This is a genomic window from Shewanella sp. SR43-8, from assembly GCF_014163775.1.
Classification (GTDB): domain Bacteria; phylum Pseudomonadota; class Gammaproteobacteria; order Enterobacterales; family Shewanellaceae; genus Shewanella; species Shewanella vesiculosa.
Genome location: NZ_JACJDX010000002.1, coordinates 24,538 through 41,320 on the forward strand (window position 1 = coordinate 24,538; position 16,783 = coordinate 41,320).

General features: G+C 40.0%; 14 protein-coding genes. 8 read left to right on the top strand and 6 right to left on the bottom strand.

Features of this window, described 5'->3' with window-relative positions; all coding sequences use genetic code 11:
- Nucleotides 1-314 precede the first annotated feature (314 nt).
- From H5114_RS02530 to dinG, 6 genes are all read right to left on the bottom strand, one after another.
- The gene (locus tag H5114_RS02530) at nt 315-611 is read right to left on the bottom strand and encodes a late competence development ComFB family protein (RefSeq protein ID WP_182722118.1); all 297 of its coding nucleotides are present in this window, start codon (nt 609-611) and stop codon (nt 315-317) included.
- A 68-nt stretch (nt 612-679) separates the two neighbouring features.
- On the bottom strand, nt 680-1,591 hold the full coding sequence (locus tag H5114_RS02535; RefSeq protein ID WP_182722119.1) for a histone deacetylase: 912 nt from the start codon (nt 1,589-1,591) through the stop codon (nt 680-682).
- Between the two features lie 2 nt (nt 1,592-1,593).
- Nucleotides 1,594-2,295, bottom strand: a complete 702-nt coding sequence (locus H5114_RS02540) for a DUF2057 domain-containing protein (protein ID WP_124016382.1) — start codon at nt 2,293-2,295, stop codon at nt 1,594-1,596.
- 9 nt (nt 2,296-2,304) lie between these two features.
- Nucleotides 2,305-2,967 carry a primosomal replication protein gene (locus H5114_RS02545; protein WP_124016383.1) on the bottom strand — a complete coding sequence of 221 codons (663 nt, stop codon included), beginning with the start codon at nt 2,965-2,967 and terminating at the stop codon, nt 2,305-2,307.
- Nucleotides 2,964-3,737: a TSUP family transporter gene (locus H5114_RS02550; RefSeq protein WP_182722120.1), complete on the bottom strand. Its 774-nt coding sequence runs from the start codon at nt 3,735-3,737 to the stop codon at nt 2,964-2,966. The genes H5114_RS02545 and H5114_RS02550 overlap by 4 nt, the downstream gene beginning before the upstream one ends.
- A gap of 8 nt (nt 3,738-3,745) precedes the next feature.
- A complete protein-coding gene (gene dinG / locus H5114_RS02555; RefSeq protein WP_182722121.1) occupies nt 3,746-5,821 on the bottom strand; it encodes an ATP-dependent DNA helicase DinG in 2,076 nt (691 codons plus the stop codon).
- 93 nt (nt 5,822-5,914) lie between these two features.
- Between dinG and H5114_RS02560 the strand changes: the two genes are divergently transcribed.
- The 8 genes from H5114_RS02560 (at nt 5,915) to H5114_RS02595 (ending at nt 16,783) form a co-directional block, all read left to right on the top strand.
- Nucleotides 5,915-8,335: a DNA polymerase II gene (locus H5114_RS02560; protein WP_182722122.1), complete on the top strand. Its 2,421-nt coding sequence runs from the start codon at nt 5,915-5,917 to the stop codon at nt 8,333-8,335.
- Nucleotides 8,336-8,873: 538 nt separating this feature from the next.
- Nucleotides 8,874-11,486, top strand: coding sequence for a TonB-dependent receptor domain-containing protein (locus H5114_RS02565; protein WP_182697038.1), 2,613 nt, complete (start codon nt 8,874-8,876; stop codon nt 11,484-11,486).
- 252 nt (nt 11,487-11,738) lie between these two features.
- Entirely contained in the window at nt 11,739-12,701 is a 963-nt protein-coding gene (locus tag H5114_RS02570) for a class I SAM-dependent methyltransferase (protein WP_124016388.1), read from the top strand.
- 380 nt (nt 12,702-13,081) lie between these two features.
- Nucleotides 13,082-13,864: a DUF3450 domain-containing protein gene (locus H5114_RS02575; RefSeq protein WP_124016389.1), complete on the top strand. Its 783-nt coding sequence runs from the start codon at nt 13,082-13,084 to the stop codon at nt 13,862-13,864.
- Complete coding sequence (locus H5114_RS02580; protein ID WP_182722123.1) at nt 13,864-15,219, top strand: MotA/TolQ/ExbB proton channel family protein; 1,356 nt, start codon at nt 13,864-13,866, stop codon at nt 15,217-15,219. The genes H5114_RS02575 and H5114_RS02580 overlap by 1 nt, the downstream gene beginning before the upstream one ends.
- Nucleotides 15,219-15,746 (top strand): MotA/TolQ/ExbB proton channel family protein, encoded by a 528-nt coding sequence (locus H5114_RS02585; protein ID WP_124016391.1) that lies wholly within the window; start codon nt 15,219-15,221, stop codon nt 15,744-15,746. The genes H5114_RS02580 and H5114_RS02585 overlap by 1 nt, the downstream gene beginning before the upstream one ends.
- 13 nt (nt 15,747-15,759) lie before the next feature.
- Nucleotides 15,760-16,164, top strand: coding sequence for a biopolymer transporter ExbD (locus H5114_RS02590; RefSeq protein ID WP_124016392.1), 405 nt, complete (start codon nt 15,760-15,762; stop codon nt 16,162-16,164).
- A gap of 1 nt (nt 16,165) precedes the next feature.
- Nucleotides 16,166-16,783: an energy transducer TonB gene (locus H5114_RS02595; protein WP_124016530.1), complete on the top strand. Its 618-nt coding sequence runs from the start codon at nt 16,166-16,168 to the stop codon at nt 16,781-16,783.

A 16,783-nucleotide genomic window follows, 5' to 3' on the forward strand; every position in this document is an offset into this window, starting at 1 on the left:
AAATAATTAGCTAATTTATGGTAAATACGAAAAGACTAAAAAGGGAAAACAGATAATGTTGTGTCTAAATAGCTAAAAAAATTAGGTGGTCACTGTTCGTTCATGCCACATAGCAGCCCACAGTGGCTGACTGTACTTTCAAGGAATCTCACTTCAAACAACATATGACTTACTCAACAGCATCAATCAATGCGCTTAATAAATACCTTAATCTAGCGACTATTGAATAATAAACACCTATTAGTCTATTTCAACTCATAGCTAAAGCACCAACTTAACTTATTAGTTCCAGTTAATCATGGTTTCGCCATACATTACTGCTGGCCAGCAAGTTCAGCTTCTTCTTGTAAGCGTTTTTGCAAATTCATTTTTAGAAATTTTCTTGAACGTTCCAGTGCTTCACTTATCTCAGTTTTCATCTGTTTGAGTTCTTGATAATTTTCAAAAAAATAGGTGTCGACTAAATGACGAATGTACCTAACCGGTAACTGATTCAATGTGACGCAACATAAATCGGCTAAGTATTCTTCTGGCAACTCGTCCATTAAGCCTTCATCTCTCAGCATTTCCATTAATAGAACTTCATAATAGTTTCGGATCTCTAATTGCATTATTACGCTCCATTGAGACGGTTCGATTTATCGACATTCACTTCGATGTCGAGAGTGTTTTTACTCTGCTACAACCATAATTGATTTGCTGCAATTAACAATTGGCTATGTCTGAGTGTTAATTCATCTTCATTACGACTATAGCCTCCACCTATAACCGCTGCAAGTGGGATGTTGTGCATTTTTGCGATCGATATGACTTGTTTATCTCTATCGAGAATACCTTGAGTCGAAATAGCGAAGTAGCCAAGGTCATCATGCTGATGAATATCGACTCCAGCATCATAAATGATCAGGTCAGGCTGATGCAGACGAATGAGGTATGGCAATATTTGTCTTATGTGGTCAAGATAATCACTATCAGTACAGCCTTTATCGAGATCGATGTCGTGGTCAGATTGCTGCTTTCTAGATGGAAAATTTTGCGCGCAGTGTATTGAACAACTAATGATGTCTGAGTGACCTTGAGTCAATGTGGCGGTGCCATCACCTTGATGCACGTCGCAATCAAAAATAAGTACTTTATCTGCTTTTTTAGCATCAATGGCCGATCTGGCCGCGATGACTAAGTCATTAAAGATGCAAAAACCACTGCCAAAATCGTAATGTGCATGGTGATAGCCACCAGTTAAATGAACCGCTATACCATGCTCAAGCGCTAGCTCAGCACACAAACGAGTTCCATTTACGGCGTGTAAAGTTCGCCTGACTAACTCATTGCTCCACGGGAAGCCGATACGTCTCTGGACTTTGTGATCTAAGGTGCCATTAATAAATTGTTCTACGTACAGAGGACAATGAATGCCATACAGTATTTCTTTATCAATTGGCGAAGGAGTTTGGCGATACTGCTCAAATAACAATTGATGCTTGAGTGCATGCTGGTACAAATTATGATATTTGCTGGTTGGAAAACGATGGGTGCTAGGCAACGCCAGCTGTGAATAGCTGGCGTGATATACAAAGGGAATATACTTCAAGACTAGAGTTGCTTGATGGCCCAGCCCATAAACTCTTTACGGGTTTTATCGTCGGCCTGTAACCACCAATACTGGAGCATTTGTTCTGCTTGGGCTGGGGTGGTTTTTTGAGCCGCTGCTGCAGGCACTGTTGCGATAACTGGTGCACTGATTGTTGTAGCCGATGCAACATCTGATTGTACTGCTACTGTTTGTGTTGGTTGAATACCGCTACCCGTTGCCGAAGCCGATAGGGTTTCAATATCATTTTGGTTTTTTTTGTTAAATAGGCTGGTAATAAATGAGTCTTCAGTAAAATTAGTTTGTTCAACGCTGTAAGTTACAGCCATATTATCTTGACGCTTAATGTTGATTTGTGGTTTTTTTGCAAATGCTTTTGGATTCTTAATCACGTCACCTTGAGCGGGTTGCAATAAGTACTGATGATCGCCATCCACCGTTAAGGTAACAATTAACGGGGTTGATTTTATAAACGTTTGACTATCGCTAAAGGAATCATCGACCACATCATGATAACGAATCGCAATCTTATGGGTGCCATTGGTTAAGGCTAAATCCGATTGGTGATTGAACATGCTCGTTTCAACTTCTGTACCATCAAGTGCAAGGTACTCAAAAGACATTGGGATGGTTAAATTAGCAGCTAATACCGATGATGATGTTAAACATGCCAAAAGCGCACTTGTTGTAAATAAAGATTTCATTGTTTCTCCTTAACGTGGGTAACTTTGGCGAGGTCTTTCAAAAAGTTGAATACGCTCTTCAATATAACTGGTTGCTTGTTTGCATTTCCCTAAGCGACGATGCATTGAAAGGATATCATTTTGCAATTTTATTTTGTCATTACTATGACAGAATTCAAGCGTTGCTTCCATTTGTTGTATTTTTTGCTCTATTTTTTTCGCCCAATTTAAATGTTTATTGAGTTCGGCATAGAGTTGATGGCTGTTTTGCATCACATTACTGGCTATCCAGCCAAAACCACTGTCTTGAATAGCTTGTTGTTGTTTTTTGGCGTATCGAGCCCGATTACTGGCTTTGCGCTGTTGTTCGGATTTAAGATTGATATCTGTGGTGAGCAATGCTCTGCGCAAGGCACTAAATCTGTCTTGAATACGATTACAACTGAGTTGAATAACATTACCACCCAACTTAAGAAATAGTTGTTTTTCAAGTTGTTTAATGTCTTGGCGCAACTGAATGATGCAAGGGCTTAATTGAGCGCCTTGTTGAGCAAACAGTTGACTGTTAAAACGTTCAATGTCGATTAATGATTGCCGTTGTGACGGTGCTAAATTTTGGTCGTGGATTAACGCATCTTGCTCAAGTTGTGCAAGCTGCTGTTTTAACATTGAGACCAATTGTTGGGTGTTCATGCCCAGGCACTCCACGTAAGATGGACCGCTATCGACAATACCATAATAATAAATATTGGTTTAATAAAAGGTATTCCAAATCGAATCGCACTTCTTGCGCCGATAAACGAACCTGCCATCATACATATCCCCATCCATAAGCCCAGCATCCATTGCACTTGACCCATCGATGCAAAAATGATTAATGCGGTGATGTTACTCACTGCTGTCATGACTCGTGCTAATCCACAACTCTGCAGAAGAGGCAGCTTATACAGCGAAATAGACGATACCGTCCAAAAAGCACCAATACCTGGGCCGGCAAAACCATCATAGCCACCTAAAATAAATCCTTGGCTAATTTGTTTGTACTTAGATGAGCTAAATTTTGGCGCGGGTATATTTTCTTGGCCCATCGCTTTGGGGCTAAATAAAGTATATATCGCGATACTAATAATGAGCAGTGGTAATATTTTATCTAACCATTGTGGGTCAATCAAAAACACTAAGCCACAACCTGCTATCGATCCAATAAGGGTAGCAAAAAAGCACGTTTTCCATAATGCGGGGGTAAACAATTGTTTTTTGTAGAAGGTGTAACTTGAGGTAAAGGAGCCAAAACAAGCTGCCAGCTTATTTGTTCCTAACGCTAGATGAGGTGGAATACCTACAGTCAGTAATGCAGGAATAGAAAGCAGCCCACCACCACCAACAATAGCATCAATAAAACCAGCAATAATACCAATGACCGCTAATACAGCCCAGTGGCTAGGGTCTAATAATAAATCCAACTCAATACCTATTCAATGACACGTCTAAAAGGAGGAAGGGCATCAATCAATGATTTGCCATAACGTTTAGTGACTAAACGACGATCTAAAATGGTCACACGACCATAATCTTGTTCTTTGCGTAGCAGTCGGCCACAACTTTGGACTAATTTACGTGAAGCATCAGGAATTGTCAGCTGTAAAAATGGATTACCGCCTTTTACTTTTAAGTATTCCGCGTGAGCTTGTTCAACCGGTGATGTCGGCACTGCAAATGGCAACTTTGTAATGATGAGATTTGTTAAATAATCACCGGGTAAATCAAGACCTTCAGAAAAACTGCCCGTGCCGAAAATAATACTCGGTAAGCCGTCATCACAGCGCTTTTTATGTTGTTCTAATATTTGTTGACGTGGAATAGCGCCTTGCACAAAAAGTTGTTCTTTAGAAATTTTTCCTTCAACTAATTCAACCACTTTGTCCATTTGCCAGTAGGAAGCAAACAGCACTAGGGTGGCCATTTCACCATCAATTAATGTCACAATATGTTGTGCCAGTTCTGCAGTGTAATTATCGTCGGTAGGTTCATTAACCATTTGAGGAATGAATAAGGTGGCATTATTTTCATAATCAAAAGGAGACAGTAAAGCTAAAAAACGACTGCCATCGTTGATTGATAATCCAATTTGGTGAGCAAAATGGTTAAAGCTATTTAATGCCCGCAGTGTGGCACTGCACAATACGACTCCAGCGGCTTTTTGCCACAGCATGGACTCAAGCATAAAGCCGACTTCTATAGGCGATGAACAAAATAGATAATCTTGCTGTTTGCCTGTTATTAATTCAGCCCAACGTGCCATTGGTGCGCCTTTTTTGCTGTCCTCTTTGGCCATCATTTTCCATAACTTATATAAGTTATCTAGTCTTTGTAAGATGAAGCCTGTTTCAGACAGCAAACCTTCAGATTGATGCTTAGGGACTTCTCCATCCTTGATGGCTTCATTTAACACAGAAACGACTTTATTAAACTGCTTTACTGCAGAACCCGATGCCGTGGCCAGGTTTTCTGCCTGTATTAATAATGATGGCGGTAATTTGCCATGTTCAAACCGAAGCCGAGATTCAGGATTGGCAAATAGCTGCGGCTGAGTATCACAATAATGAGCCACTTGGGTGAGTAAATTAGTTAAATCTGTGGTGTGATCAAGCATCGCTTGCACTGGGGCAATAATATGGGTGGTTTTGAGCTGATTCTGCAGCTTAGAACAGGTCTTTGAGGCCTTTTCTAACCAATCACATGCTCCTCGCAATGTGGCTTGAGCACTGGAAAAGTCTCTTGCGACAATGGGGAGATGGTGAGCTTCGTCGATGACATAAAACATGTCTTCCGGTTCAGGTAAAATGACGCCACCACCAAGCTCTAAATCGGCAAATAACAGACTGTGGTTAACAATTAACACATCCCATGTATCGACGTCTTCACGGGCTTTATGAAATGGACAATTATGGTGCGCCGATACTTGACGGTGGCAACTGTGTTTGTCACAACAAATTTGTTGCCATAAAAAATCAGGGATAGGGTGCTTTAAAGTATCGATTTCACCATTCCAACGTTTTTGGTGGAAATCTTGATGAAGCTTTTGTAATTCATTAATTTGACTTTGATCGGGCTTAGTTTGCCACATAGCAATTTGCGAGCTGTCTTGTGCGCCGATCATAGCTTCAAGCTTGGCTAAACAGACATAGCGTTGACGGCCTTTTACCAGACCAAATTTAAAATCAATACCGGATTGCTGTAAAAAATATGGCAAGTCTTTATGCAGTAATTGTTCTTGAAGTGCTACGGTTGCAGTGGCAATGCAGACTTTCTTTTTCGTGGCAACGGCTAAAGGAATAGCGCCTAAAATGTAGGACAAGGATTTACCAATACCCGTACCCGCTTCAACCACAATAATCCGACGGTCTTTGTCATATTCACCTGCTAACGTTTTAGATATTTCCGCTACCATATAGTTTTGCTCGCGACGCGAGCGAAATTGCGGCATTGATGTGGCAATTTCTTTATAAATGGTACGAATTTGACTTTTTATCTTATCCGGTAGCATAGGAAGTATGATTTCTACATAGACTGAATTATGCTGTACATAATAACAGTGAATTAGCATGCCACGAAGTAATAAATCAAATTGAGTAAACTGGTGCAGGAATTCAAACCCGAAGTAAAGCCAACAAATAACCCGGCTACTGATCATAATGTTCAGGGACAAGTATTAACGCGCCATGCGATTTATCGACATGGGCAATTAGTCTTGCAATATTATATTAAAACCGCTCAGGGGCCTGTGCTAGCAGAGCTTTATCACAGTGAGGTGATATGTTTCTGTCGTCAGCAAGATGTTGATCTATTGAGTCAAAAAGTCGGTTTCGTCCTTAAAGCGGAATCAATATCACTGATGAGTTTTGCCCATGAACCGATTAGTGCATTGTATCTAAAGTCTAATACCCAGCTAAAATTAGTCAGTCGCATTGCTCAAGATATCGGTATTACCTTATTTGAAACCGATATCAGGCCTGAACAACGCTTTCTTATTGAGCGCTTTATCGCTTTAGACATTGAGTGTGTTGGTCGTTATCAAGATATGTATTCCGCTTCATCAATGCCAGTGTTATCGATTAATCGTGCCAGAAAAATACCTGCAGACCAAGTGGTTAGCATACCGCTTAAGATGATTTCGTTAGATTTTGAATGCAGCTTTGCAGGAGAGTTATATTCTGTTGGTTTGTATGGCCGCGAATATCAATGTGTGTTTATGGTTGGCGAGCCGCAAGCGGATTGTCATCAATTTATTACTTGGGTTAAAGATGAAGTTGAGCTGATACAGCGATTAATTGCGTGGTTTAGTGAATATGACCCCGATATTATTATCGGTTGGGCAGTGGTTACCTTCGATTTAGCCTTACTGTATAAACGTTGCGTATTACATAACATCCCCTTAATCATTGGCCGTGGAAATAGAGAGTTAAGCTGGAAAGTAGCCGAAAAATATCGACCAGAAACCTTATCGCTCCCAGGGCGAGTGGTGTTGGATGGCATTGATTGGCTTAAAGCGGCTTTTTATCAATTTGATAGCTTTTCGTTAGAGTCTGTATCGCGACAATTATTGGCAGAAGGAAAAGCCATTGACCATGTTGAAAATCGTGGTCAGGAAATTACCCATTTATTTGAACAAGATAAAAATGCGCTGGCTTTTTATAATATTACCGATTGTCGCTTAGTCTGGGATATTTTTGAAAAAACCCAGTTATTAGACTTCGCACTTGAACGTGCCAAGTTAACTGGTTTGGAATTTGGCCGCGTTGGCGCATCAATTGCGGCATTTTATCACTTGTATCTTCCTCACTTACATCGAAGTGGGTTTGTGGCACCAGCACATCCTGCCAGTAATGGTTTAGAGAGTCCTGGTGGCTATGTTATGTCCTCTATCCCTGGCTACTATAAAGATGTTTTAGTATTAGATTTTAAAAGTCTATACCCATCGATAATCAGAACATTTCTGATTGATCCTAAAGGATTAGTCGAAGGCATGTATATAAATGATGTCACAGGTGACACAAACACAGTAGCAGGGTATTTAGGGGCTCATTTTAGTCGTAACTCGCCTATTTTACCGGCACTGGTTGCTAGTCTTGCAGAACAAAGAGAGTTAGCCAAAAGTGATAAAAATGCGCCTTTATCGCAAGCAATAAAAATTATTATGAACTCCTTATATGGAGTGCTCGGCTCTCGAGGTTGTGTTTTTCATGATGCAAAATTAGCCAGTTCAATTACCATGCGCGGTCATCAAATTATGAAACTGACTAAACAGTGGATAGAAGAGTGCGGTTATCAGGTGATTTATGGTGACACCGATTCCACTTTTGTGTGGTTAGGCGATAATCATGGCATTACCGATATTCAAGCTGTGGGTAAGCACCTGTCGGTATCGATTACTCAGCGTTGGCTTCAATGGTGCACGCAAGAATATCAATTAGACAGTTATCTCGAACTCGAATTTGAAACACATTTCGAACAATTTATTATGCCCACACTAAGAGGCTCAGATGAAGGCAGTAAAAAACGCTATGTTGGTGCTGTATTAAATGAGGCTCAACAATTGGAATTAACCTTTAAAGGTATGGAGCAGGTAAGAAGCGATTGGAGTCCCATTGCCCGTAGGATGCAATACCATTTGTACGAACTGTTTTTTAAAGGCGAAGATGTGATTGATTACTTAACCAATGAGCTGGCAGCAATTAATCATGGAGCCAGAGACAATGAACTGATTTTTACAAAGCGCTTAAGACGTAATGTCGAAGACTATACCGCAAAATCATCACCTCATGTGAAAGCAGCTAAACAGCTTGCCGATATTCTAGGAGACAAAAACGTTACCCGAAAAGGCCAAAAAATCCGCTATGTCATGACCCTAACGGGAGCACAGGCCATTGAAGCCAAACCGACTAATATTGATTATGAATATTACATCAGTAAACAAATTCAACCCATCGCAGAACCCATCCTACAACTTTGTGGGCATTCTTTTGACTCACTGGTAAATAATCAACTGCTATTACTTTAATCTATTCATCTCAAATATTAGCTTGTCGCCACAAGATAACAGCATGCATTTAGCTGGAATGGTTAAGTACTCTTCCATAAGAGAGGTTAGGATTGTTTACATTTATCAAAAGTAATCCAGTTGATGAAATGTTAAATTATTATCAACATATCTCTTTTTATTAGTCGATAAGATTTTTATATTTGCTCCAAGTGATGAAAAAAGCTTACTTCGAACAAATGGTAAATTAAAACATAATGTTAACTTTCTCCATTTAGATTTAGCAAAGCCTTACTTAAAAAGCTGTCAAACTTAGTCTATTGTTTTTTATAGTAAAAAAAACACCCTGTTCATAATTGTTAACAGTTGCTTTTGTTACATTTGATTAACTTTTGTGCTTACAGTTCATCAGTTGTTGATTAGTTGTTTCAAATGTGATTTTATTGCATCTGTAATTGGGTGGTTGTGATTGTTTTCTGTTGCATCCTCTCATTGAACTAACAACTAAAAAGTTGTTAGCATTATAAGAAAGACATAAAAAAGTCCAGGGAGATAGACAATGCATAAGAACGTATTAGCTAAATCAGTGCGCTTAGCACTGATCAGTGGTGCAGCAGCAGCTGCATTCGCTTCACCAGCAGTTTTTGCTGCTGATGAAGATGGCGCAAAAGTAGAACGTATTGAGGTTACTGGATCGCGCATTAAGCGTTCTGACCTTGAAGGCGCTTCACCAATTACGACTATTACAACTGAAGATATGAAGATGGAAGGTAACTTTACAGTTGCTGACGCACTTCGTAACAGTAACTTGAACTCTTTCGGTTCATTCTCTGAGCGTTCAGGTAGTTCTGCACAATCTCAAGCAACGATCGATTTACGTGGTGCAGGCTCAAGCCGTACTCTAGTACTTATCGATGGTAAGCGTTTCCCAGGTTCACCTACTCTAGGTGGTGCATCTGCTAACTTGAACGCTATTCCAATGGCCGCAGTAGAACGTATTGACATTCTGACTGACGGTGCATCTTCTACTTATGGTTCTGATGCGATTGCTGGTGTTGTTAACATCATCATGAAGAAGAATTATCAAGGTATCGAATTCAACGTTGGCGGTGGTTCTCGTGACCAAGACGGCGGATTAACAAGTAAAGAATTCTCTGTTGTTGCTGGTTATCAAATGGACAAAGGTAACATTACTTTCTCGTTTGACCACCAGGATCGTAAAGGTATTTCTGACGCTGACCGTCCATACACTGCAGCGAGCATGACAGATTTCAACGGCGACGGTGAAATCCAAGCTTATGAAGAAACTTCAGGTTGGAGTATTTATGGTGCAACTGTAGCTGCTCCAGATTTCTCTACTGCACAAGCATCATTATTATGTAATGACTTAGAAGCACAGTATGGTTCAGATGTATTCCAAACTGTTAAAGCTGACAATGATTGGGGTGGAGCTGGCTCTACTTATTGTATGTATGCTTTTGCTAACGTTTCTTATAACAAAGCATCTACAGAGCGTAATACTGTTTATGTTGATGCTAACTATGAAATTGCAGAAGACATTGAATGGTTTGGCCGTGTGATGGTTACTGCTGGTAACTCATTTGGTCGTTATGCGCCTCCAGCAGCAGCTTGGAATAGCATGGCAGCAGATAACCCACATAATCCATATGGTGAAGAAACTACTGGCTATTTCCGTTGGGTTGGTATCGGTACTCGTGACGGTAACGTTGACGATTACAACCAAGATTATTTAACTGGTTTGCGTGGTACGATTAGTGCACTAAACGATGCTGAGTGGGAATTTTACTACCACCACAACATCGCCGATAACAAGTCTATCGGTGAGTACTACTTAAGCTATGCTGGTCTAGCTTATAACCAAGCAAATGATATTGATTTAGGCTCTGAAGCTGGTATCAATAACATGAAAACCACAACCTTAACACAAGGTCGTGCTACATTTGATCAATACAGTGCTGGTATTGGTTTTGACGCGTTCGAATTACCAGGTGGTGCTGTTGCACATTACGTTGGTATGGAATATTTCGACCAACAATATAGCGAAGTGTATGACGCTCAGTCAGAAGCTGGCTTAGTTGGTGGTAGTGCTGGTAACTCTGCTGGTGGCGATCGTCAAGTATGGGCAATGTTCTATGAAGCGGTATTACCGTTAACAGATGACATTGAATTAAACCTTGCAGCTCGTTACGATGATTACAGTGATTTTGGTGATAACGTAGCACCAAAAGCTTCTGTTCGCTGGCAAGCTCTTGATAACGTTGTAGTACGTGCATCTTACTCTGAAGCGTTCCGTGCGCCTTCATTAGATCAGTTGTATGCAGCAACAACATTCAGTGCTGATACAGGTACCGATTATCCGTTCTGTGAATCTGCAGGTATCTCTGATGCAGATTGTAGTTCAAAACAGTATGATACTTATATTCGTGCTAACGATAGCCTAGGTCCTGAAACATCTAAGTATACTAACTTAGGTGTTGCATGGGATATCGTCGATGATATCGGTGTTAAGGTCGATTACTTTAACTTAAAAATTGATGACGTAATCAGTCGTCGTACAATTACCAACGTTATGCGTGGTATTGGTGCTGGTACTCTAGCAGAAAATGACACTTTCTATGTTAAACGTGCTCCAAATGGCGTTGATGGTTCATTAGGACGTGCTTTAGAAGTTGGTACTGGTTACGGCAACGGTGACAAATTAGAAATTACTGGTATTGACGTCGCGCTTAACGCTAAGTTTGAAACGGCAATTGGTGATATCGGCTTTAACTGGAACAACAGTTTCGTGCTAGATTATATCCAAGAAGTTGAAGGTGGTTCTGAAGCCGTTGACATCGCTGGTTGGAATGGTTCACCTGACTACAAGTCTAACTTTACCACTAACTACAGCATGGGCGATCACAGATTCTCATGGAACATGAGCTACACAGCATCTACTTATGAAGATGATGACACTGGCCATTTAGATTCTTGGTTAATCCACAATATCAGCTACGTGTATGATGCAGGTAACTATGGTTCATTGTTATTAGGTGTTAACAACCTAACAGATGAAGATCCAGTACTGAGTTCTGTTGGAATATACGAAAACCCTGATCTATATAACAACTACGGTCGTGAATACCGTGCAAGTTATACTCTTAAGTTCTAATATTTAATTAGACATAAGACAAGAGAGGCTCCTTCGGGAGCCTTTTTATTTAGTTTATATTTAGCCACGGTATTTTTGGCTTAGCTGTTTAACTCATAATGGAAAATAATTCAGATATCAATATTATTCCTTGTGAGTATATTTATGTGAAGGTTAGGTATCGTTGGCTTGAGTTAAACTCATTTTTATCAATTTATCTCATCCTGAGTTGAGATAATTAAGCAATACATTGTCATTAATTAAGGAGAATCAATGAATAATCACTGGAGTGAATATTGGCAGCAAGGACACACCACGTCATTCGGTGAGGCTTTATCTGGTAATTATGACGGCATATTGAAAAGTGTGTGGAAACCGATTTTTAACGGCTTAACTGAAAAATTTTTAGTTGTCGATGTTGGTACTGGTAATGGCTCATTACCGCTGTTACTTCGCGATGAATTATTAACCAGTGAATTAACCGGTAAGGTTGTTGGTGTCGATTTAGCAGAAGTTAGTTTAGCTAGCTCTGAAAACCAAAATAATCATAATATTGATATCGCCTTGATGTCTAATACTCGCTGTGAACAGCTCCCATTTGAGGCAAACTCCGTAGACCTTTATATATCCCAATTTGGTTTTGAGTATTCAAATGTCGAAAAATCTCTTCAAGAAGCAAATAGAGTCATAAAAAGTGATGGTCAGTTTGTTATTGTGTTTCACCATAAACGTTCGATGATCCTCAATCGAAACCGAAGAATTTTGAATTTAATACAGAAAAAAGAAGTCAATTTGCTTATAGAGTGTTTAGTCAAAATGGCTAATGCAATGGGCAATGTCAATAATTCGAAAGATGTTGATCGTATTAAAAAAGATCCACAATGTGAGAGCGTTAGAAAAGAAGTCAATCAATTGATTAAATCGCTAGTAATGTTTGATGACGCGGCAGCTCAAGATTGCGAGTTGATGCGCTTTGTGGCTCAATTTTTTAAAAATGGATTATTCTGGCCTGTTACAAAAAAGTTAGAGTTTATTGAATTTATTACAATACAAATGGATACGTTAAAATTACGTTTAACTGAATTGGTTGATGCATCTTTTGATGAATCAAAGTTAGCTATTTTTTTGGAAAAACTACAGCTCAATAATATGACGTTAAATGAACTTAAAATACTTAAGAATGATCAAGATGAAGTATTAGCTTGGTATTTGCATGCTTCAAAATTATTTTCATAATTAGAAAAAAGGTGAGGTTACAATAAAGTAACTTGGCCATTACTTTTTAAGCTATTGAATAAAAACAAATAAAAATTATCCCTTAACACTTAATTACTACATAATCATCTTGCACATGTTTAATTATTAACCTTTCATCAACATTCGCTCCTATAACGGCTCTTTCTACTAGTTTTTAAACTTTTCAAATGTTGACATAGGTCAACATTTTGTGGAATGATGCTAATGGGTCTGCGCCTTAATAGGTGCAGAAAAAGGAAGAAAAACTAACAATCACAAGAAAAAGACGTACTTAGTTGAAGTAACATTGATCACAATTTTAGATCATCGCTATTTCACAAAGTTGAACTTTTTAATTCACTTCAAATTGGTTGGGAACTATGTCCAAGGTAAGCAATAGAACAAAAATCGCTACTGCACTTGTTGGCGCTCTGGCTTTAGCTAGTAGCAACTTCGTTGTTGCAGATCCTCTAGCTGACGTTCAAAAAGCGGATAGTAGCCTTAATGCTGCTTCTGCTGCGTCACAACAGAAAGTCGACAAATATTTTGACCAAGCACAAGACATGCTTTTTGAGTATGGCAGCGTAGCTGATGAGCGTGAATCATTGAAAGCATACAATGATTACGTTGCAGGCTTGGTAGCTGATCAACAAAATTCACTTGATTTAATTCAAACTGATATCAATGGCGTTGATAAACTTCGTCAAGGTGTTGTGCCATTAATGTTTAAAATGGTTGATGCTCTAGAACAGTTTGTTAATTTAGATTTACCTTTTAATACGGAAGTTCGTCAGAACCGTGTTAAAAATCTAAAAGATATTCTTAATACTGCAGAAGTTACATTGGCAGAGAAATATCGTCTAATCCTTGATGCTTATAGCATTGAGCGTGAGTATGGTAATTTCGTTGCTGTACATACCGGTAAACTAAGCCTTGATGGCAAAGAAGTGCTAGTTGATTTCTTTAATTTAGGCCGTGTTGCACTTTACGCACAAAGCTTAGATCAAAAAATAGCATGGATGTACGATGCTGATGCTAAGTCTTGGAACAAGTTAGACGACAGCTATCTACGCGACATTACTAAAGGTATCCGTATTGCTCGTAAGCAAGGCGCATTAGACCTATTCGCATTACCAATTCCTGCTGCGGAGACTGCACAATAATGAAGAAGTTAATTACATCAGTGCTAGTGGCTGCAACTTTCTCTTTAACGGCTGGTATGGTTTCTGCTGCAGATGCACCAAAAACCATTGATCAACTATTACAACAAGTTAAAGTTGATCGTGCTAATGAAGGCAAAACAAACGCTAAGCGTGAACAAGAGTTTCAAGCTGAACGTGGTGATAAAGCTGAATTACTTAAGCGCGAGAAAAATGCCCTTGCTGCTGAAAAGCAACGTGGTAAAGATTTAAACCAAGCATTTTTAGATAACGAGCGTAAAATTGCTCAGTTAGAAGAAGACTTAAAAACCGCACAAGGTGACTTAGGTGAGATGTTTGGTGTTGTTAAAGGTGAAGCTGGTGATTTCGCTGGTAAGCTAGCAGCATCTAACATTAGTGCTCAGTATCCAGGTCGCGATACTTTTATTGCTGAACTTGGTGCGCGTAAGTCATTACCTAAAATTGAAGAGTTAGAGCAGTTTTGGGAAGCTCAGCTTTTTGAAATGGTTCAATCTGGTAAAATTGTTAAATTCCAAGGTGACGTTACCGCGATCGATGGCAATGTTGAGACCACTTCTATCCACCGTGTAGGTCCTTTCAACTTAACTGCTGATGGTAAATATGTTGTTTACAAGCCAGAACTTGGTTTAATTCAACAGCTATCACAACAGCCAGAAGGTTACCAAGTTAGCGCTGTTGGTACATGGGAAGACACTACTTCAGGTGTAGCTCCTTTCTATATCGATCCTGCTCGTGGCGTGTTATTGAATATTTTCACTAACAAAGCTAGCCTAGAAGATCGTTTAGAAGCCGGTGGAACTATTGGTTATATCATTCTTGCTTTATTAGCATTGGGTGCATTAATTGCTATTGAGCGTCTAGTGACTCTTACTATCATTGGCGGTAAAGTTAATAGCCAACGTAAGAACATTGAGAAGCCTGGTAATAACGCTTTAGGTCGCATCTTAAAAGTGTATCAATCAAACAAAGATGTTGATGTTGAAACACTTGAGCTGAAACTTGATGAAGCGATATTAAAAGAAACACCTGCTTTAGAAGCGCGTATTTCTATCATCAAAGTTATCGCAGCTATTGCTCCTATGATGGGTCTATTGGGTACTGTTACCGGTATGATCGCAACCTTCCAATCAATTCAATTATTCGGTACTGGTGACCCTAAATTGATGGCTGGTGGTATTTCAATGGCGCTTATTACGACTGTTCAAGGTCTTATCGCTGCATTGCCTCTAATGTTATTACATGCAATCGTAGTGGCTCGTAGCAAGTCTATTGTTCAAGTTCTTGAAGAACAAAGTGCTGGTATCATTGCAGAACATGCTGAGAAGAGGGCTGACTAATGATGCTAATCCTGATGGACGTATGGGATTCCGTCAGGGGCTTCATGGCCTCCGGAGGCGATGTCCTCTGGCTGGTTGCAGCTGTGCTATTCCTAATGTGGGTGTTAATGCTTGAGCGTTACTGGTATCTCAACTGGATATCACCAAAACAACATCAAGCCGTTATCGCGTCATGGGAAGCAAGAGAAGAAACGACTTCTTGGCATGCTCACCGTATCCGTGAAGCTTGGTTATCCCAAGCGAAGCAAGATTTGAATGCACGTATGCTGTTAATCAAAACCTTAGTAGCCATTTGTCCAATGATTGGTTTATTAGGTACTGTAACCGGTATGATTTCAGTATTCGATGTGATGGCAGTTCAGGGGACGAGTAATGCTCGTTTAATGGCCGCTGGTATCTCTATGGCCACTATGCCAACTATGGCAGGAATGGTTGCAGCTCTATCGGGTGTATTCTTTAGCACTCGTTTAGACTCAAAAATGAGAATCAGTTTAGAAAAGCTAAAAGACAGCATGCCTCACCACTAGAGAGAGATTGAACATGGCACGTAAGAAGCATTCCAGTATGGAAGAGGAAGCGCAGATTGATATGACCCCGATGCTAGACATCGTGTTTATCATGCTGATCTTCTTCATTGTAACAACATCGTTTGTTAAGCCATCAGGCTTAGACTACAACAAGCCTAAAGCGTCACAGGCTACGTCTAAACCATCGGCAAACATCTTTATTGGCATCAGCAAAACTGGCGTCATTATGATGGAAAACCGTCAGGTTGATATCGAGCGTGTAACTGCAAACGTAGAGCGTATGTTAGCGGAAGCACCAGAAGCAGCTGTATTGATTCAAGCAGACAAAGACGCTTTACATGGTTTAGTCGTTAAAGTGCTTGATAATGTTAAAGCTGCCGGTATTGACAAAATTTCAGTATCAGCGGGGAATGAGTAATATGCTAAGAGCACTCGTATCAATAATCATTGGTGCTGCAGTGACTTTTGGGCTGTTTGCTTTCATGGCTTTCCTAGTCGGCGGTGGCGCACAACGCAACGGCGACTCAGTGGAATCCCCTGTTATTGAAATTACGATGGATAAACAGGATTCGAAGGCACAGAAAAAACCAAGGGTTACACCTAAGCCACCTCCACCACCGGAGCAGCCACCGAAGCCGGATACTACTCCGCCAGATTCATCAACTAATATTGACACTAATATGGCGTTCAATATGGGTGGTATCGAAGCTGGTGGACCAAGTACAGGTTTTAAACTTGGCAATATGATGACCCGTGATGGTGATGCTACCCCTATCGTTCGTATTGAGCCACAGTATCCAATTGCTGCTGCTCGTGATGGTAAAGAAGGTTATGTTCAACTTTCATTTACGATTAACGAACTTGGTGGTGTTGATGATGTTTCTGTCATCCAGGCTGAACCTAAACGTTTATTCGATCGCGAAGCGATTCGCGCATTGAAGAAATGGAAATATAAGCCAAAGATCGTTGATGGCAAGCCATTAAAACAAACCGGTATGACAGTTCAGCTTGACTTCACACTAGAGAAAGGGAGGTAG

Bases quoted from the DNA above. Each gene is read 5' to 3' on its own strand.
- H5114_RS02570 (WP_124016388.1), top strand. From the start codon at position 11,739: ATGAATAATCACTGGAGTGAATATTGGCAGCAAGGACACACCACGTCA.
- H5114_RS02580 (WP_182722123.1), top strand. From the start codon at position 13,864: ATGAAGAAGTTAATTACATCAGTGCTAGTGGCTGCAACTTTCTCTTTA.
- H5114_RS02545 (WP_124016383.1), bottom strand. From the start codon at position 2,967: ATGAACACCCAACAATTGGTCTCAATGTTAAAACAGCAGCTTGCACAA.
- H5114_RS02575 (WP_124016389.1), top strand. From the start codon at position 13,082: ATGTCCAAGGTAAGCAATAGAACAAAAATCGCTACTGCACTTGTTGGC.
- H5114_RS02530 (WP_182722118.1), bottom strand. From the start codon at position 611: ATGCAATTAGAGATCCGAAACTATTATGAAGTTCTATTAATGGAAATG.
- H5114_RS02565 (WP_182697038.1), top strand. From the start codon at position 8,874: ATGCATAAGAACGTATTAGCTAAATCAGTGCGCTTAGCACTGATCAGT.
- H5114_RS02595 (WP_124016530.1), top strand. From the start codon at position 16,166: ATGCTAAGAGCACTCGTATCAATAATCATTGGTGCTGCAGTGACTTTT.
- H5114_RS02540 (WP_124016382.1), bottom strand. From the start codon at position 2,295: ATGAAATCTTTATTTACAACAAGTGCGCTTTTGGCATGTTTAACATCA.
- dinG (WP_182722121.1), bottom strand. From the start codon at position 5,821: ATGCTACCGGATAAGATAAAAAGTCAAATTCGTACCATTTATAAAGAA.
- H5114_RS02590 (WP_124016392.1), top strand. From the start codon at position 15,760: ATGGCACGTAAGAAGCATTCCAGTATGGAAGAGGAAGCGCAGATTGAT.
- H5114_RS02585 (WP_124016391.1), top strand. From the start codon at position 15,219: ATGATGCTAATCCTGATGGACGTATGGGATTCCGTCAGGGGCTTCATG.